Genomic DNA, 18,273 nt, shown 5'->3' on the forward strand with positions numbered 1-18,273 from the left:
CGCGATAGTCTGCCACGGTGACCTCCCCCGACACGGCGCCCCGACCGGTCCACGACGAGACGCCAGGTGGGCGGCGGGTCGTCGCCCGCGGACTGTTCGCGGGCACCACACCCGTCGCCAACGCCGCCCTCTACGCCGTCGTCCGCCACGGCAGCGGTGATCAGACCCGTTCGTCGCTGCACCTGCAGCGCGGCGCCCGCGCCGACATGAACACCTTCTTCGGCCGCTTCCCCGCCAGCTACTGGCAGCGCTGGACGACCGCCTCGACGGTCACCGTGAGCCTGCAGGTCCACGCGTCGGCACATTTCCGGGCCGTGCTGATGGCGTCGGACATCGGCAGCCACCACCGCATCGTCGACGCCGTCGAGCTGACCGACCCTGCCGTCGACGGCCCTCAGATCATCACCATGGACGCGCCTCTCAACGTCTTCGCCGACGGCGGCGCGATGTGGCTGAGCTTCGAGGCGATCGACGGCGCGGCCCGTGTCGACTCGGTCGAGTGGTCGGTGATCGCGGTCGGCCCGCAGCGCCCCGTCTCGGTCGCCATCTGCACCCACAACCGCGTCCCGCAGTGCGCGGAGACGGTCGCGGCGCTGGCGTCCGACGATCAGGCCATGGCGGCGGTCGACGGCGTCTGGGTGGTCGATCAGGGCAGCGACACCGTCGACGAACACCCGCTGTTCGCGGAGGTACGCCCCCGGTTCGGCGACAAGCTGCATTACATCCAGCAGGGGAACCTCGGTGGCGCAGGCGGTTTCAGCCGCGGACTGCTCGAGGCGGTGCGGCGCAACCCGCAGGGCGACGTGATCCTCATGGACGACGACATCCTGTGCGAGCCGGAGACCGTGCTGCGACTCGGCGCGTTCGCGTCGATGACCGAGTCACCGGCGATCGTCGGGGCGCAGATGTTGTTCCTGCACAACCCGACCTACCTGCTGGCGTCGGCCGAACGCGTCGACCTCGTCACCCTGCGCCGCGGCGTCGCGGGTGACAAGTACGCGCAGCAGAACAAGGACATGCTCAAGAAGATCACCGACCGCCGCATCGACGCGCAGTACAACGGCTGGTGGACGTGCCTCATCCCCGCCGAGGTCGTGGCGCGGATCGGGATGCCGCTGCCGGTGTTCTTCCAGTGGGACGACGTCGAATACGGTCTGCGCGCGGCACGGTCGGGTATCCCGACGGTGACCCTGCCCGGCGCCGGTGTGTGGCACGCCGATTTCTATTGGAAGGACGTCGACGGCTTCGCGCACTACTTCGCGACCCGCAACGGCCTCATCACCGCCGCGCTCGAACCCGGGTTCACCGCGGAGGCGGTGATCAAGGAACTCGGCCGCGACATCGTGAAGTCGATCGTGAGCCTGCAGTACGGCCTGGCGTACACGCAGCTGCGCGCGCTCAACGACTTCCTCGACGGCCCTTCGGTTCTCGACGACGGCGGTGCCACAGCGCTCGCGGAGATCAACGCCGAACGCAAGCGGTTCGCCGAGACCGTGATCACGCCGATGACCGCGGTGCCTGCGTCGGTACCGATCCGTCGGGCCGCTCCCCCGCCGAAGCCGGGGTGGGAGAACGCCGTGCTCGCCAAGCGCGTGGCGGCCCACGCGCGCGGCCGGTTGATCGGCGGCCCGGTGGCGGTGTCGTTCGAGGACGCCGCCTGGTGGCATGTCGGGCAGTTCGACCACGTCTTCGTCACCGACGCCTCGCAGCACGGGTGTCGCGAGCGGCGCTACCGTCGCGACCTCGCCCGGGAGATGACCGATCGCCTCGTGCGGTTGTCGTTGCGGTTCCGTCGCGAGGCGCCGGCCGTGGCCGGGCAGTATCGATCGGCGATGCCCGAATTGACCAGTACGACCAATTGGGAACGGCTGTACGGGATCTGACCACCTTGCGCTGATCATTCGACAGGCGAATGATCGCCTGCATGGAACGGACAATCGTACGGTGCGACAAGGGTGGGCTCTACTCGTCGATCTGGATCCCGCTGGTGTCCTTCAAGGCCATCAGGGCGAACGGCGCGCGGATCCAGTGGTGCCCGATACACCACCGTTTTCAGCGCACCATGCCTGTCGACCTGTCGGCGTTGACCCGAGCCGAACGCACGGCTGCCGAGGGCGTGCGCGATCTCCCGATTCCTTGACCGCGACCGCGCGGTCAGTCCGGCGGGAACAGGCCGCGATAGTGGTCGGCGATGTCGCCGGCGGTCGTGAACCACACACCGTCGGCGTGCGACGTCATGTGCTCGAGCGCCGCCCGAAAGCGCCGCAGCCGGTAGGGCTGTCCGGTGAGGAACGTGTGCGTCGAGATCGACAGCACCACCGGCTGCGCTCGTGCGTTCTCGAGCAGCTCGTCGAACGAGTCGACGATCATGCGTTCAAAGGTCTCCGCCGTCGCGTGGTGGTGGACGAACACCGGTAGGTCGTTCACCTCGTGCGGATAAGGCACGCTCAGCAGCGGCCCCGCGTCGGTCCTCAACCACACGGGTTGGTCGTCGACCGGCCAGTCGAGGGTGTAGGTGAATCCCCTCTCCGCCAACAGGTCCTCGGTGACGCGGCTCGGGTTCGCGCCCGGACTCATCCAGCCCCGCGGCGGACGGCCCTCGTGGGACTCGATGGCCCGGTACACCGCGTCGATCTCGGCACGTTCGGCATCGCGGGTCAGCACGTTGGGTTGGGTCGAGTTGGTGCGACCGTGGGCGACGACATCGGCGTCGAGGGCGCGAAAGGCGTCGATCACCTCGGGCGCGTGCTCGTACACCTCGGTGTTGACCAGCAGCGTGGGTCGGATGCCGGTGCGGCGCAGGGTGTCCGCGAGACGGAACCCGCCGACCCGGTTGCCGTATTCGCGCCACGCCCAGTTGTAGGTGTTCGGCTGATCCATGTCCGGGGTGTAGCCGAGACCCGGAGAGCCGGAGTCGTAGGCGAAGTGTTCGCAGTTGACGGCGACGTAGACGGCGAGACGCGCACCGCCGGGCCAGTCGAACTGCGGTCGGTCACCGATGGCGGAGTGGTCGAAGCGACCGTGTGAGGGCAGGGCCATCACTCCATCATGCGCCGACGGAATCGGACGCCCACCGGATGCCCGGTATGTGCCAGTTAGGTAATCATAACCTAAAGTGTCAGCCATGAACCTGGTCTCCCCACGCGGTCGTCGCGTGCTCGCCCTGCTCGTCGCCGGTCTCGTCGGCGTCGCCACACTGTCGGCCTGCGGCACCGGCTCCGACACCGCTGCATCCGGACCGACTGTCACGATCACGCACAAGTTCGGGGAGACGAAGGTCCCCGCCGACCCCCAACGTGTTGTCACCGTCGGATACAACGACCAGGACTTCACCCTGGCGCTCGGTGTGGTGCCGGTGACGACCCGCGCCTTCTTCGACAACTACGACAACCTCCCCTGGGTGCAGGCACAGACCGGCGGCAAAGGGGTCCCCGCGATGCAGGGCGACAGCATCAACTTCGAGGAGATCGCCACGGCGAAGCCCGACCTGATCTTCGCCATCTACGAGACCATCGACCGCAAGACCTATGACCGGCTCTCCCAGATCGCGCCGACCGTCATCCAGTCCGCCGAGTACAAGGACGAGGAGACGCCCTGGAACGTCCAGTTGCTCACCACCGGAAAGGCCCTGGGACGCGAGGCGCAGGCGGGCGCGCTGGTGGCGAAGGTGACCGGCGAGATCGACGCGGCGAAAGCCGCCCACCCCGAGTTCGCGGGCAAGACCCTCGTCGTCGACTACGGCCCCGAGAACGGCGGTCACTACCTGCTCGGTGCGAACGACCCCCGACGTGCCCTGTTCGACGCGCTCGGGTTCGGCACCCAGGACACCGTGGGCGACGTGTCCGAGGAGAAGCTCGGTCTGCTCGACCGCGACGTGCTGTTCGTCGAGGGAGCCACCCGGTCCCAGCTCGCGTCGTCGCCGGCGTTCACCCGCCTGAACGTGGTGCGCGAGGATCGCACGCTCTACACGCTGTTCGACTCACCGTTGGCCGGAGCGCTGTCCTACAGCGGACCCGACGCGCTGCTGTACGCGATCAAGGTCGTCGTCCCGCAGCTGTCGAATGCGCTCACGGGCAAGCCCGTCGCCGACCTCGCCGACGCCTGACCGACGATCACCAACCGGTGCCGTCGGTCTCCCATGCCCGCCACAACTGCGCGTACCGACCGGCGTCATCGGCCAACAGGTCGGTGTGAGAACCGAACTGGACGATCTGGCCGTGCTCCATCACCGCGATCGCGTCGGCCGTCGCGGCCTGGGTGAGGCGGTGGGCCACGACGAGGGTGGTCCGGCCGTCGGTGGCCGCGAGGGCTGCGTCCTCGAGGCTGCGGGCACTGGCGCTGCCCGCCTCGGCCGTCGCCTCGTCGAGCACCACCACCCGGGGATCGCGCAGGACCAGGCGCGCCAGCGCGATGTGTTGCGCCTGCGCGGCGGTCAGCGCGAGCCCGCTCTCCCCGACCCGGGTGTCGACCCCGTCGGGCAGTGCTTCCACCCAGTCCCGCGCACCCACCGCGCCGAGGGCCGCGAGGACCTGCTCCCGCGTCGCCTCGGGCGCCGCCAGTCGCAGGTCGTCGATGAGCGGTCCGGCGAAGACGTGGACCTCCTGCGTCACCGTCGCCACGTGGTCCCGGAGGCGGTCGGGATCGATGTCGGCCACCGCGGCCCCGCCGATCAGCGCCGAACCCGCGCTGGGCGTGAGCATCCCGGCGATGACGGCGGCCAGGGTGGTCTTGCCGGCACCGGTGGATCCGACCAGCGCGGTGCGGGTGCCCGCAGGGATCCGCAACGACACACCGCGCAGCACCGGGCGATCGGCGTGGTACGCGTGGTGCACGTCGCGGACCTCGACGTCGGCACCGACGGGTGTCGATGACGGCGTCTCGGGATCGTCGGGGCCGGGGGTGTCGGGGCGGTTGGTGATGTCGAGGATGCCGACGAGCCGCGACAGGCTGGCTCCGGCCGCCTGCACCTCGTCGAAGCTGAACATCACCGTGCCGACCGGGTTGAACAGCCGTTGGAACAGCAGCGCCGCGGCCGTCACCGCGCCGACGGTCACCCCGCCCTCGCGCACGAGCGCGAACCCGACCACCAGGATCGCCGCGAGTCCGATGAACTCCGCGCGGTTGATCCGTCCGCTGAACCTAGTGAACTGGGCGAACACCGCGATCGAGATGTCCCGGGCGCGAGCCGATGCGGTGCTGATCGCCTCGACGTGATGGTCGTGGCGTTCGTAGGCGTCGATGGCCGGGAGGCCCTGCAGTGACTCGACCATCACCTGTCCGCGTGCGGCGATCGCCACCCGCTCGTCGCGGTACATCGGCGCCGACCGGGGGAGGTACCAGCGCACCGCGACCACGTAGGCCGGAAGGGCCAGTGCACCGGCGAGACCCAACCTCCAGTCGAGGCCGAGCATCCCGACGAGGCTCAGCACGCCGAGGAACATCCCGTTGATCACGGTGGGCAGCACCTGCGAGACGGCCTTGCCGATCGCACCGACATCGGCGCCCACCCGCGACAGCAGGTCGCCGCGCCCGGACTCGTCGATGGTGGTGGCCGGGAGGGTCAGGGCCCGCCGCAGGACCGCCTCGCGGAGATCGGCCAACAGCACCTCGCCGAGCTTCGTGACCAGGTAGGTCGAGAACCCGGTGCCCACGCCGGCGACCAGCGCGGCGACACCGATCGCCGTGGCGAGCGGCCAGATCTCGGCGGCATCGGTGCCCTCACGGACGCGGTCGACGAGGACGCCGAGAAGGTAGATGGGGACGACTGCGGCCGCGGCCGCGATCACCCCGACCAGCAGCGTGACGACGACGGTGCCGGGCCGGCGTGCCAGGTCGGCACGCATCCACGCCGCCGTCCGACGCGACCGCGACACCGGGAGGATCGGTGCGACGTCCGGGATGGTCATCGGGACACCCACTCTCGATAGTCGGTCCGCGCCCGGACGAGATCGACGTGGGATCCCTGTGCCACGACGGCGCCGTCGACGACCAGGACCACGCGGTCGGCCGTCGCGAGCAGCGCGGGACTGCTCGTGACGACGATGGTGGTCTGGCCGTTCTCACCGCGCACGGTCCGCAGACCGTCGGCGATCTCCTGCTCGGTGACCGCGTCGACCGCGGTCGTCGGATCGTGCAGGACCAGCACCTCCGGCGCGGCGATCAGTGCCCGGGCCAGGGCGAGCCGCTGTCGCTGTCCTCCCGAGAGACTGGCCCCGCGCTCGGTGACCGGATGATCGAATCCGTTCGGGTACAACGAGATGACCTCGCCGGCTGCCGACGCGGCCAGCGCTGCCCGCACATCGCCCGGTCGGCCTTCGTCCCGGCCTCGAGCCGATTCCGCGCCCCACAGGATGTTGCTGCCGAGTGTCCCGGTGAACAGGTGGGTGTCGTGGTGTTCGACCACGATGGCGGCGCTGCGGGTGCCAGGTGGGATGTCCTCGAGCAATCTGCCGCCGACGGCGACCGTGCCGGCCGGGGCACCCGGGGCGCCGGCCAGCAGATCGATCAGCGCCACAGCATCGCGCGCCGCCGGCGCGACCACGGCGACGAATTCGCCTGCGGCGACGTCGAGTCGGAACCCCGGGAGCACGTCATGCGCACCACACCGCACGGTCACCACGGCACGGCGTGAGCCCTCCGAGACCTCCGGTTGCGGCGGGCCCGTCGGCGGGTCGGCACGCAGTGACGGGGCCGAGAGGACCTGCGCGACCCGGTTGGCGCTCGCCCGGGCCTCGGCCACCCAACTGGGGACGATCGCCAGCACCGCGAACGGGTCGATGAGGTACTGCGCCAGACCGATGACGGTGATGAGTGCGCCGACGCCCATGTCGCCCGAGAGCGCGAAGTACACCGCCACCACCGCGACACCCATGGCCGCCAGCGCGCCCGCGGCGGCCGCGGCACCCGCGTGCGCGCTCTGGATACGGGCTGCGCGCAACGACGCCGAGAGCGATGCGCGGCTCGAGCGCCGGTAGCGGTCGGCGGCGGCTCCCGTCGCACCGATGCCCTGCAGCGGTCGCAATCCGCTGACGAGGTCGGTGGCCATGCCGGAGGTGCGTCCCACCTCGTCCTGCTGCGCCTCGACGCGTCGGGCGATCATCGGGGCGGTGACCTGGAGGCCGAGCACCACCAGCGGGATCCCGACGAGGACGAGCGCTCCGAGGATCAGATCGATGGACAGCAGGACGATGCCGCAGGCGAGGGTGCCGACCACCGCGCTGACGACCCTGGGGACGTAATCGATGACGTAGGAGGTGTTGTCGGCGTCGGTGGTCGAGATGGACAGCAACTCCCCCGCCGAGAACGCCTCGGCCCGGCCCGCCGGTGCGGCGATGCCGTCGCGGTCGAGCGCACGGGCGCTGAGCTCGTCGCGCAGCAGGTGCGATTCGCGGGCGATACCGAACATCAGTTGCCGGGCACCGAGGCGATAGAGCGTGGTCAGCACGACGAACAGGGCCGCCAGCACCGCGATCCAGAAGCCGATCGCCGCAAACGATCCTGTCGACACCGCGCGGTCGACGATGACGCCGATGAGGATCGGCACCGACACCTCACATAGCTGCCACCCCGCGATGAGCGTCGATCCACCCACGAGCCACCGTGCGTTGCGTGTGACGGTGCGCCGGAGGACCGCACCGCCGCTCACACGCACCCAGCCACCCTTCGTCCCTCGCTGTCCGATTCGAGCGTACTAGGTGAGGCTATCCAAACTGGCGCCCAGCCTTTGTCGGTCCACAGCCCCTTGTCGGTGCACGCCCGTACGGTTCGCCTCATCGAGTTCCACCACGTCGCGTCTGCGGCGGTGATCGCAAGGAGTCCACCATGACCGACCCACAGCTGTCCCTCGTCGCCGCGCTGCTCGACCGATCCGGATCCATGCAGTCCATCGCCGACGACACCCGCGGCGGCTTCGATGCGTTCATCACCACCGAACGCGCGGCCGAGGGCACCACGGTGGTGACCCTGGCGCAGTTCGACGACCGGTACGAGCTCGTCTACTCCGACCGGCCGATCGAGACGGTGCCCCCGCTCGCCCTCGAACCCCGCGGCATGACCGCCCTCTACGACGCCGTGGGCCGGTTCGTCACCGAGGTGGGTGCGGGGCTCGCCGCTCTGCCCGAGGAGTCACGACCCGGCTCGGTGACGGTGGTCGTGATGACCGACGGCCACGAGAACTCGAGTCGCGAGTGGACGATCGAGGCCGTGCGCGCACTGATCGGCCGACAGGAGTCGGAGTACTCCTGGGACTTCGTGTTCCTCGGCGCGAACATGGACGCCGTCGAGGTCGGCGCCGGACTGGGATTCGCTCCCGAGAAGTCGATGACCTACGAGGCGACCGCCGGCGGTGTGTCGGCGGCGTTCAGCTCGATGGCCGGATACCAGGAGCGCAAGCGGACGTCGCGTTCCGAGGGCCGGCCCGTCACAGCCGAGGGATTCACCTCCGACGAACGGCGGCGGTCGTCGGGACGCTGACCGGCGTGGTCATGACGCTCGGCGCGAGGCACGGGGGATCACCAGCGGCGTCCCGGTCTCGGGATCGTCGATGATGCGACACCGCAGGCCGTAGACCTCCGCGACCAGCTCCGCGGTGATCACCTCGGACGGATCACCCTGCGCCACGATCGATCCCGCCTTCATCGCGATGATGTGATGGGCGAAGCGGCAGGCGTGGTTGAGGTCGTGCAGGACGGCGACGACGGTGCGGTCGGCCTCGGCGTTGAGGTCACCGAACAGGTCGAGCAGTTCGATCTGATGGGCGATGTCGAGGAAGGTCGTCGGCTCGTCGAGCAGGATCAGCGGGGTCTGCTGCGCGAGCACCATCGCGACCCAGACCCGTTGGCGCTGCCCGCCCGACAGCGCATCGACCGGCCGCCCGGCGATGGACGTGATGCCGGTGGCGGCGAGCGCATCTCGCACGGCGGCCTGGTCATCGCGCGAGTACTGCCGGAAGAGCTTCTGATGCGGGAAACGTCCACGGGCGACGAGATCGGCGACGGTGATGCCCTCGGGGGCGATCGACGACTGCGGCAACAGACCCAGCTTGCGGGCGACGTCTTTGGTGTTGAGCGAGGCGATGTCGGCGCCGTCGAGGACGACCTGTCCCCCCGCGGGGCGCAGCAACCGGGCCAACCCGCGCAGCAGCGTCGACTTCCCGCAGGCGTTGGGTCCGACGATCGCGGTGATCGCGCCGGGGACGATGTCGACGGAGAGCCCGTCGACGATCAGATCGGTGCCGTAGCCGAGGGACAGGTCCCGGGCTCCCAGGGTGATGTCGGTCAACGGGCCCTCCTGGCCTGGACGACGAGCAGATACACGAGGTAGAGACCGCCCACCGACACCGTCACCGCGCCGACCGGCAGTTGCGCCGGGGCGACGATCTTCTGGGCGACGAGATCGCTCAGAAGCAGCAGGAACGCCCCCATGACCCCGGCCGAGACGAGGCTGACCCCCGGCGCCCCGGTCAGCCGACGGGCGAGCTGCGGTGCGGCGAGGGCCACGAAGGAGATGGGTCCGGCGGCCGCGGCGGCCACCGCCACGAGCACGACACCGATCACGAAGAACCCGACGCGTGCCCGTTCGGGCCGCACGCCCAACGCGCCCGCGGCGTCGTCGCCCATCTGCATGATCGGCAGCTGTGGCCCCATCGCGAGCAACGCGGCGACGGCGACCACCACGCACACCAGCACCGGATACAGCTGATCCCAGTCGAGTCCGTTGAGCGTGCCCTGGTTCCAGATCGACGCGGTCACGGCCTGCGCCAGCTTGATGCGGATGACGATCCATTGGTTCACCGAGCTGAGGGCGGCACCGATCGCGATGCCCACGATGATCAGTCGGAACCCGGCGATGCCGTTGCGGTAGGCCAGCAGGTACACGACGAGTGCGGTGAGGAGTCCGCCGACTGTGGCCCCGAGTGCGGTCAGGTAGTAACCACCGCCGAACGCCGCGATCGCGACCAGCGCGCCGGTGTAGGCGCCGGTGGTGAACCCGATGACGTCGGGGCTGCCCAGGGGGTTGCGGGTCAGCGCCTGGAAGATCGCGCCCGAGATGCCCAGCGTCGCACCGATCACCAGGGCCAGCAGGATGCGCGGCATCCGGAACTCGAGCACGACGACTCGGGTGAAGGAGGTGTCCTGGCCGGTGACGACGCGCAGGACGTCCATCGGCGAGACGGGGTATTCGCCGATGCCGAGAGCGAATACGGCGAGCACGGCACTGCCGACCGCCAGCACCGACAGCGCGACGACGGTCCGGACCGACGCACGCATCGACAGGTGCCGGCCGCGTCGCAGGACGAGCTGGCGGTGCCCGAAGTCGATGTCGTCGCCCGACTCGGGACGCGGCGTCGAACGCCCCTGCACCGACACGATCGGCGGGGTCACAGGCCGGTCGCGTTCGAGCGGCGGATGAGCCAGATCAGCACCGGCGCACCGAGGAACGCGGTGACGATCCCGACCGGGAGTTCACCCGGCGCGACGACGACGCGGCCGACGATGTCGGCGGCCAGCATCAGCGACGGGGCCGCGACGATGCAGTAGGCGCAGATCCACCGCCAGTCGGGACCGGTGAACCAGCGCACCGCGTGCGGGACCATCAGTCCCACGAAGCCGATCGGGCCGGCGGCTGCGGTGGCCGATCCGGCGAGCAGGGTCACCGCGACGAGTCCGAGCACCCGGGTGCGGATCACGTTGCCGCCCATGGCCGCCGCGAGGTCGTCGCCGAGGGCGACCGCGTTCAGCGAGCGACTGACATGAACGGCCAGCAGGACACCGACGACGACGAACGGCAGGATCGCCCACACGACGGAGAGCGGTCGACCGTCGAAGGCTCCGGCGTCCCAGAAGCGGAGCTTGTCGAAGGCGCGCGGGTTGCGGAGGCGGATGGTGTAGCCGATCCCGTCCATCACCGCACCGATCGCGACACCGGCGAGCAGGACACGTACCGGCGTGGCGTCGGTGCGGCCGGTCATGCCGACGAGGAACACGAACACCATGGCCACCAGCGCTCCGAGGAACGCGAACCAGATGTAGGACATCAGCGTCGTGAGACCACCGAACGCGATGGCCGAGACGACGAACAGACTTGCGCCGGAGTTGATCCCGAGGATCTGGGTGTCGGCGAGCGGGTTGCGGGTGATCCCCTGGATGAGCGCGCCGCACAGTCCGAGACACAGACCCACCACGATGCCCAGCACCGTTCGGGGGATGCGCAGGTCGTGCACGATCCATTCGTCGCCGGTGTCGGTGTAGTCGACCACCGCCCGCCAGACGGTTCCCAGACCGACCGACTGGGTGCCGATCGCGAGGCTGGCGATGACCATCACCACCAGGCTCGCGACGATGACGAGGAGACCGATCCAGCGCCTGCGGGTCAGGGCGGCGTCCGGCGGCGCGACCCCCTCGGCGGTCAGATCGGGAGGGTCGAACGTGGCGACCACGCGGGCTAGAGGCCGACGCGTTCGAGCGCGAGGTCGAACTCCTCGGAGGCGATCTTGTCGCCCTTGCCGTCGGCCAGGGCCTGCGAGTACACCGCGACCAGTTCGTCGCTCATCGACTCGAACTTTTCGTCCCAGGTCTCGGAGTCGAAGCGCCAGTAGCCGATGATGTCGTACTGCTCGCGTGCCCAGTTGTGGTCGCGGCGCAGGTGTTTGCGTACCGCGCGCGATTCCGAGGCCTCGGCGGCGAACCAGCAGTAGCCGCGTCCCGCGGGGTGCTCGAGGGAGCGGATGCGGTTGGCCAGCGCACCGGCGGCGTAACCGTTGCCGGTGCCGACCGAGGTGATCAGGGTGACATCGGGATGCGACGGCAGGTAGGCGAGGTCGGCCTCGTCGGCGACCTCGACGATCGCGATCCCCTCCGTGTCACCGGGCCACTCCTCGATGATCCGAGCGAGGGCGGGCAGACCGGACAGGTCGGCGACGAGGAGTTGCCACTGCGCGGCGGGGTCGGGGTGGTACCAACTGCGGGCGTGGGCGAGGACGACCTGGTCGCCGATCGACGCCGACCGCGCGAAGTCGCTGGCGATCCCCCGCTCGTGGAGCACGATGTCGACGGTGATCTGGCGTGGTCCGGGGCCGGCGGTGCGGATCGAGTAGTTGCGGCCGTGCGGGGCGGTGTCGGGATCGAAGTAGGCCCAGACGCCGTCGCGGCACTCCATCGCCGGCGGTGCGATCTTCCCGGGTTCGGGGAAGTAGATCCCGACCGCGTCGTCGCCGTCGCCGGGTAGTCCGAGATCGGCGAGCGACGGCACGTCGAACACGAGGCGACGGATACGCGGGGCGGGGTCGGAGATGGCGACGACGGCGCCGAACACTGTTCCCATGCCTGTAAGGCTAACCTAAGTCGGATTCGTCGCCACGGGGCACAAAAAAACTTCGGCCGAGCTGCCGGGTCGGGGGTCTGGCAGCTCAGCCGAAGCTATGTGGGATATCGAGGGCACCGGGCCGGGCGTTACACATACGGAAAAGAATTTTTCCCGGCCCGGTGACCTGCGACTATTCGTGCGTGACGATCAGGCCTCGACGATCGCGGTGACGCCCTGACCACCGGCGGCGCAGATCGAGATGAGTGCGCGGCCGCCGCCGTTGGCGTGGAGCATCTTCGCGGTGTGGGCGACGATGCGGCCGCCGGTGGCGGCGAAGGGGTGGCCCGCGGCGAGCGAGGAACCCTTCACGTTGAGCTTGCTGCGGTCGATCGAGCCCAGGGCGGCGTCGAGTCCGAGCCGGCCCTTGCAGTACTCGTCGGATTCGAGCGCCGCGAGGGTGCAGAGCACGACCGAGGCGAACGCCTCGTGGATCTCGTAGAAGTCGAAGTCCTGCAGGGTGAGGCCGTTGCGCTCGAGCAGACGCGGGATGGCGTAGGTCGGGGCCATCAGAAGGCCGTCGGGGCCGTTGACGTAGTCGACCGCGGCGGTCTCGACGTCGACGAGGTGCGCCAGGACGGGGAGCTTCTTGTCCGCGGCCCAGTCGTCGGAGGCCAGCAGGACGGCCGAGGCGCCGTCGGTGAGCGGGGTCGAGTTGCCCGCGGTCATGGTCGCGTCACCGAGGCCGACACCGAAGACCGGCTTGAGCTTCGCGAGCTTCTCCACGGTGCTGTCGGCGCGGAGGTTCTCGTCGCGGGTCAGACCGAGGAAGGGCGTGATGAGGTCGTCGAAGAAGCCCTCGTCGTAGGCCTTGGCCATGTTCTGGTGGCTCGCGGCGGCCAGCGCATCCTGATCGGCGCGCTTGATGCCGAACTCCTTGGCGGTGATGGCGGCGTGCTCGCCCATCGACATGCCGGTACGCGGCTCACCGTTCTGGGGGATCGTGATGCCGAGCTTGGGCAGCAGTGCGAGAACGCCCTTCACACGATCGGCGGTGCTCTTGGCGCGGTTGACCTCCAGCAGGGCCTGGCGCAGCGGCTCGGACACGGCGATGGGGGCGTCGGAGGTGGTGTCGACGCCGCCGCCGATGCCGGCGTCGAACTTGCCGGTCGCGATGCCGTCGGCAACCAGGGACACCGCGGAGAGACCGGTGCCGCACGCGTGCTGGACGTCGATGGCCGGGGTGTAGGGCGACAGCGAGGAGCCGAGCACCGATTCGCGGATCAGGTTGAAGTCACGCGAGTGCTTGAGGACGGCGCCGCCGGCGACGAGACCCAGGCGCTCACCCTGCAGGCTGAACCGGCTGACCAGGCCGTCGAGGGCCGCGGTGAACATGTCCTGGTTGCTGGCCTTGGCGTAGGCCTTGTTCTGCCGTGCGAACGGGATGCGGTTGCCGCCGACGATCGCGACGGGCCGCACGGTCTTCGCCTTGGCGGCGCTGGTCTTGGATTTTGCTGCTGTTGCCACTGCGGATCTCCCCGGGTGTCGGTTGGAAGCTATAGCGTATTCTTACTCGCGAGTAAGTTACTTGTCGAACCCCGCCGGGTGCCAATGCGCACACGCAGGGTGGGGTGGGGAAAAACCAAACCAACAAGGAGTCATGACGTGGCAAACACCGGCCTGTACTCGCAGTTCGTTCACTCTCTTCCCGGCGCGTTCCTCGCCAAGCAGGCCGGTCTGCCGGTCCCGCCGCCGCTGCGTCGCTACAAGCCGTCGGACCCGGCGCTGACCGGCCCGGTGCTGCTCGGCGGTTCGGGACGTCTGATCGAGCCCCTGCGCGAGATGCTCTCGACGCCCGACTACGAGGTGATCAGCAACAACACCACCGGCAAGTCGGCCGACAAGTTCGGTGGCGTGGTCCTCGACGCGACCGGCATCACCTCGCCGAAGGACCTCAAGGAGATCTACGAGTTCTTCAACCCCGTGATGCGGTCGGTCACGCCCTGCGCGCGGTTCATCGTCATCGGCACCACCCCGGAGCTGATCACCGATCCCAACGAGCGGGTCGCCCAGCGCGCGCTCGAGGGCTTCACCCGTTCGCTCGGCAAGGAGCTCCTCAAGGGTTCGACCGCGCAGCTGGTCTACGTCGCGCCCGGCGCCTCGACCGGCCTGTCGGGTCTCGAGTCGACGCTGCGCTTCATCCTCTCGGCAAAGTCGACCTTCGTCGACGCCCAGGTGATCCGCGTCGGCACCGACGAGGCCACCGCCCCCGCGAACTGGGACAAGCCGCTCGAGGGCAAGGTCGCGGTCGTGACCGGCGCCGCGCGCGGTATCGGCGCCACCATCGCCGAGGTCCTCGCCCGTGACGGCGCGCACGTCATCGTGGCCGACATCCCGGCCGCCGGTGAGGCGCTCTCGAAGACCGCCAACAAGGTCAACGGCACCGCGTTCCCCATCGACGTCACCGCCGACGACGCGGGCACCAAGCTGGCCGAGCACGTCAAGGAGCGCCACGGCGGCCTCGACATCATCGTCAACAACGCCGGCATCACCCGCGACAAGCTGCTCGCGAACATGGATGCGGGACGCTGGGATTCGGTCATCGCCGTCAACCTCATCGCGCCGCAGAAGCTCGTCGACGACCTCGTCGCCGCCGACGCACTGAAGTCCGGCGGTGCCGTCATCGACGTCTCGTCGATCGCCGGTATCGCGGGCAACCGCGGCCAGACCAACTACGGCACCTCGAAGGCCGGCGTCGTCGGCCTCGTCGACGCGTACGCGCCGGTCCTCGCCGAGAAGGGCATCACCATCAACGCCGTGGCGCCCGGGTTCATCGAGACCGCCATGACCGCCGCGATCCCGCTGGCCACCCGCGAGGCGGGCCGCCTGATGAGCTCGCTGCAGCAGGGTGGTCAGACCGTCGATGTCGCCGAGACCGTCGCCTACTTCGCCAACCCGGCGTCGTCGGCCGTCACCGGCAACGTGGTCCGCGTGTGCGGCCAGGCTCTGCTGGGCGCCTGACATGGCCAACACCGTTGCACTGAAGTCGCTCCCGGCGACCGCCGACGTCTACCGCAGCGCGGTGCTGGGCATGCTGCCCGGTATCGGCAAGGGCGGTTCGGTACGTCCCGACGCCACCCTGCCCGACACCGTCTACACGGTGACGTCGTTGAAGACCGACGCCGAGAAGGTGCGTCAGTACTGCGCCGCGACCGGGCAGCAGTTCGGTGAGCACCTCCCGCTCACCTACCCGTTCGTCGCGCAGTTCCCGCTGATGATGCAGACGATGGTCGCCCCGGCGTTCCCGTTCGGCGCTGTCGGATCGGTGCACCTCGAGAACCGCATCCGGCGGGTTCGTCGGATCGCGCTGGGTGAGCCGTTGAGCATCGCCACGCACGCCGAGAATCTCCGTGAGCACCGCAAGGGCATGCTCGTCGACATCGTGAGCCGTATCAGCGTCGGCAGCGAGCTCGTCACCGAGCAGACCTCGACACTGCTCAAGCAGCAGCGCACGTCGCTGTCGGGCGGACCGAAGTCGACGCCGCCGAAGGACCACCGTCCCCCGGCGCCCGACGTGTCGCTGGCGGTTGATCTCGGGCGCATCCGCTCGTACGCCGCGGCGAGCGGTGATCGCAACCCGATCCACATGGCGAACCTCACCGCGAAGGCGTTCGGGTTCCCGCGGGCCATCGCCCACGGCATGTGGACCGCGGCCGCCGTGCTCGCCAACGTGGAGGCCTACCTCCCCGACGAGGTGACCTACGAGGCGAAGTTCGGCAAGCCGATCCTGCTCCCGGCAAAGGTCAACGGCTACGTCGACACGACCGAGGGCGGCTGGGACGTGTCCGTCCTCAACCGCAGCAAGGGCTACCCGCACCTGACGGGCACACTGCGAGGCTGAGCCTCTTCTTTGGCCGAACTCCTCGCCCGGCGCCGGGAACGCAGTGAGCGGGCCGAACTCCCCACCGTGATACGTATCACGGTGGGGAGTTCGTGCATATCGGCTGTCCGTTACGACTGAACAGACAAGTACTACGAGCGGCTCGACACCCAGCGGGCCCGGTGATCACAAAGGAGTGGATTCCCATGGCTGCAGATTTCATCGACAAGGCCCAGAACAAGGCGCAGGAAGTTGCCGGCGAGGCCAAGAAGGCCGTCGGTGACGCCACCGGCAACGACGACCTCAAGGCCGAGGGCACCACCGACAAGGCGGGCGCGAAGGTCAAGCAGGCCGGCGACAAGGTCTCCGACGCCGCGGACAAGGCTGCCGACGCCGCCGGCGATGTGGCCGACGAGGCGAAGGACAAGGCCTCCGAGGTCGCCGACAAGACCAAGGACGCCGCTGCCGATGCGAAGGCTCAGGCCAAGGACGTCGCCGGTCAGGTGAAGGACGCCGCCCAGGGCACCAAGGAAGAGGCCAAGGACATCGCGGCCGACGCGAAGGCCAAGGCCGAGAGCGCCGCCGATGACGCCAAGGAGAAGGCGTCTGAGGTCGCCGACAAGGCCAAGGATGCCGCCGCGGACGCGAAGGCCCAGGCCAAGGACGTCGCCGAGAACGCGGAGAAGAAGGTCAACGAGGTCGCCGACAAGGTGGCGTCGAACATCCGCAGCATCGACAGTAACGACGTCGAGAAGGCCGCCACGAACCCGGCACTGCTCGCCGGTGTGTTCGCCGTGATCGCCGGCATCGTCGCCGCGTTCATCATCAAGCGCCGCTGACTCTTTCGTTCGCCACGAACGGCGCCGCTCCCCAACCCGGGAGCGGCGCCGTTTCGCGTTCGGGCGCAGCGGAGTACAACGGGGACATGCGGACAACCACACTCGGGGAACTCGAAGTAGGACGAATCGGACTCGGCGCCATGGGCATGTCCCACGGCTACGGCGGAGCGGGCAGCGACGACGAGGAGTCGATCCGGACCATTCATCGCGCCATCGAACTCGGCGTCACACTGATCGACACCGCCGAGGTGTACGGGCCGTACATCAACGAGGAGTTGGTCGGTCGCGCTCTGAAGGGGCATCGCGATGCGGTCGTGCTGGCCACCAAGTTCGGCCTCATCTCGCATGAGGGCGGCGACGGCGCCGACAGCAGCCCCGCGAATGTTCGCGCAGCAGTGGAGGGTTCGTTGCGCCGGCTCGACGTCGACCACATCGACCTCTGTTACCAGCACCGCGTCGACCCGAACACGCCCATCGAGGACACCGTCGGTGCCATGGCCGAACTGGTCGCCGAGGGCAAGGTGCGGTACCTCGGACTGTCCGAGGCGAGCGCCGGCACCATCCGTCGAGCACACGCCGTCCACCCGATCACCGCGCTGCAGTCGGAGTACTCGTTGTTCACGCGCGATCCGGAGGACGGCGTCCTCGCCGTGCTGGCCGAGTTGGGCATCGGATTCGTGCCCTACTCGCCGCTGGGTCGCGGGTTCCTCACCGGCCAGATCCGTTCCGTCGATCAGATCGCGTCCGACGACTTCCGCGCCGACAACCCGCGTTTCGTCGCCGAGAACTTCGCGCGCAACCTCGAACTGGTCGGGATCGTCGAGGCGGTGGCCGCGGAGGTCGGCGCGACGACCGGCCAGGTTGCGCTCGCCTGGCTGCTCTCGCGCGGCGAGCACATCGTGCCCATCCCGGGCACCAAGCGACGCGAGCGAGTGGAGGAGAACGTCGGCGCCGACGAGATCACCTTGACCGCCGACCAACTCCAGCGGCTCGACTCACTCCCACCCGCCGCCGGCGCCCATCACAACGAGGCCCAGATGCAGATGATCGAGCGCTGACAAGGCCTCGCCCGTTGCTCGATCCACAGGCGTGGCCCGTCGCGTCTCAGGGAGTTGTCGTACCCCTGTTCTAGCCTTGACGCATGGTCGACGGGGGTTGGGCTGGGGTGGATGCGGGGTCGGTGGGGTTGCTCACCGATCACGTCGCTGCGCCGGTGAACGCGTTGTTGGGCAACATGGTTCACGCTGCCGCCGG

General features: G+C 69.2%; 16 protein-coding genes. 8 read left to right on the forward strand and 8 right to left on the reverse strand.

Annotated elements, in window-relative coordinates:
- Positions 1 to 17 precede the first annotated feature (17 nt).
- Positions 18 to 1,883, forward strand: a complete 1,866-nt coding sequence (locus tag ASG12_RS20925; protein WP_055793750.1) for a glycosyltransferase — start codon at positions 18 to 20, stop codon at positions 1,881 to 1,883.
- Between the two features lie 41 nt (positions 1,884 to 1,924).
- Positions 1,925 to 2,140 (forward strand): hypothetical protein, encoded by a 216-nt coding sequence (locus ASG12_RS20930; RefSeq protein ID WP_235457754.1) that lies wholly within the window; start codon positions 1,925 to 1,927, stop codon positions 2,138 to 2,140.
- Positions 2,141 to 2,154: 14 nt separating this feature from the next.
- On the opposite strand, the gene ASG12_RS20935 is transcribed toward ASG12_RS20930, so the two are convergent.
- The gene (locus ASG12_RS20935) at positions 2,155 to 3,039 is read right to left on the reverse strand and encodes a polysaccharide deacetylase family protein (protein WP_055793753.1); all 885 of its coding nucleotides are present in this window, start codon (positions 3,037 to 3,039) and stop codon (positions 2,155 to 2,157) included.
- Between the two features lie 85 nt (positions 3,040 to 3,124).
- Here ASG12_RS20935 and ASG12_RS20940 point away from each other — a divergent pair, with 85 nt between their 5' ends.
- Positions 3,125 to 4,105 (forward strand): ABC transporter substrate-binding protein, encoded by a 981-nt coding sequence (locus ASG12_RS20940; RefSeq protein WP_055793755.1) that lies wholly within the window; start codon positions 3,125 to 3,127, stop codon positions 4,103 to 4,105.
- Between the two features lie 7 nt (positions 4,106 to 4,112).
- On the opposite strand, the gene ASG12_RS20945 is transcribed toward ASG12_RS20940, so the two are convergent.
- Both ASG12_RS20945 and ASG12_RS20950 read right to left on the reverse strand, forming a co-directional pair.
- Positions 4,113 to 5,906 carry an ABC transporter ATP-binding protein gene (locus ASG12_RS20945; protein ID WP_055793994.1) on the reverse strand — a complete coding sequence of 598 codons (1,794 nt, stop codon included), beginning with the start codon at positions 5,904 to 5,906 and terminating at the stop codon, positions 4,113 to 4,115.
- Complete coding sequence (locus ASG12_RS20950; protein ID WP_235457756.1) at positions 5,903 to 7,651, reverse strand: ABC transporter transmembrane domain-containing protein; 1,749 nt, start codon at positions 7,649 to 7,651, stop codon at positions 5,903 to 5,905. Before ASG12_RS20950 ends, ASG12_RS20945 begins: the two co-directional genes overlap by 4 nt.
- Positions 7,652 to 7,821: 170 nt before the next feature.
- On the opposite strand from ASG12_RS20950, the gene ASG12_RS20955 reads away from it, so the two are divergent.
- Positions 7,822 to 8,472, forward strand: coding sequence for a VWA domain-containing protein (locus tag ASG12_RS20955; protein WP_055793756.1), 651 nt, complete (start codon positions 7,822 to 7,824; stop codon positions 8,470 to 8,472).
- Positions 8,473 to 8,481: 9 nt separating this feature from the next.
- Here ASG12_RS20955 and ASG12_RS21840 read toward each other — a convergent pair whose 3' ends face one another.
- From ASG12_RS21840 to ASG12_RS20980, 5 genes are all read right to left on the reverse strand, one after another.
- Positions 8,482 to 9,279: an ABC transporter ATP-binding protein gene (locus ASG12_RS21840; RefSeq protein WP_055793757.1), complete on the reverse strand. Its 798-nt coding sequence runs from the start codon at positions 9,277 to 9,279 to the stop codon at positions 8,482 to 8,484.
- Positions 9,276 to 10,268: a FecCD family ABC transporter permease gene (locus ASG12_RS21845; RefSeq protein ID WP_055793996.1), complete on the reverse strand. Its 993-nt coding sequence runs from the start codon at positions 10,266 to 10,268 to the stop codon at positions 9,276 to 9,278. The genes ASG12_RS21840 and ASG12_RS21845 overlap by 4 nt, the downstream gene beginning before the upstream one ends.
- A gap of 110 nt (positions 10,269 to 10,378) precedes the next feature.
- Positions 10,379 to 11,320, reverse strand: a complete 942-nt coding sequence (locus ASG12_RS20970; RefSeq protein WP_082502250.1) for an iron chelate uptake ABC transporter family permease subunit — start codon at positions 11,318 to 11,320, stop codon at positions 10,379 to 10,381.
- 122 nt (positions 11,321 to 11,442) lie between these two features.
- The gene (locus tag ASG12_RS20975; protein ID WP_055793758.1) at positions 11,443 to 12,321 is read right to left on the reverse strand and encodes a siderophore-interacting protein; all 879 of its coding nucleotides are present in this window, start codon (positions 12,319 to 12,321) and stop codon (positions 11,443 to 11,445) included.
- 189 nt (positions 12,322 to 12,510) lie between these two features.
- Entirely contained in the window at positions 12,511 to 13,827 is a 1,317-nt protein-coding gene (locus tag ASG12_RS20980; RefSeq protein WP_045821313.1) for an acetyl-CoA C-acetyltransferase, read from the reverse strand.
- Positions 13,828 to 13,911: 84 nt separating this feature from the next.
- Between ASG12_RS20980 and ASG12_RS20985 the strand changes: the two genes are divergently transcribed.
- From ASG12_RS20985 to ASG12_RS21000, 4 genes are all read left to right on the forward strand, one after another.
- A complete protein-coding gene (locus ASG12_RS20985) occupies positions 13,912 to 15,321 on the forward strand; it encodes a 3-oxoacyl-ACP reductase (RefSeq protein ID WP_055793759.1) in 1,410 nt (469 codons plus the stop codon).
- 1 nt (position 15,322) lies between these two features.
- Positions 15,323 to 16,201, forward strand: coding sequence for a MaoC/PaaZ C-terminal domain-containing protein (locus ASG12_RS20990; RefSeq protein WP_055793760.1), 879 nt, complete (start codon positions 15,323 to 15,325; stop codon positions 16,199 to 16,201).
- A 185-nt stretch (positions 16,202 to 16,386) separates the two neighbouring features.
- Positions 16,387 to 17,019 carry a CsbD family protein gene (locus ASG12_RS20995; protein WP_156378211.1) on the forward strand — a complete coding sequence of 211 codons (633 nt, stop codon included), beginning with the start codon at positions 16,387 to 16,389 and terminating at the stop codon, positions 17,017 to 17,019.
- An 86-nt stretch (positions 17,020 to 17,105) separates the two neighbouring features.
- A complete protein-coding gene (locus tag ASG12_RS21000) occupies positions 17,106 to 18,077 on the forward strand; it encodes an aldo/keto reductase (RefSeq protein ID WP_055793763.1) in 972 nt (323 codons plus the stop codon).
- Positions 18,078 to 18,273 lie beyond the last annotated feature (196 nt).

Origin of the sequence: Williamsia sp. Leaf354, from assembly GCF_001424365.1 — a bacterium.
Classification (GTDB): Bacteria; Actinomycetota; Actinomycetes; order Mycobacteriales; family Mycobacteriaceae; genus Williamsia_A.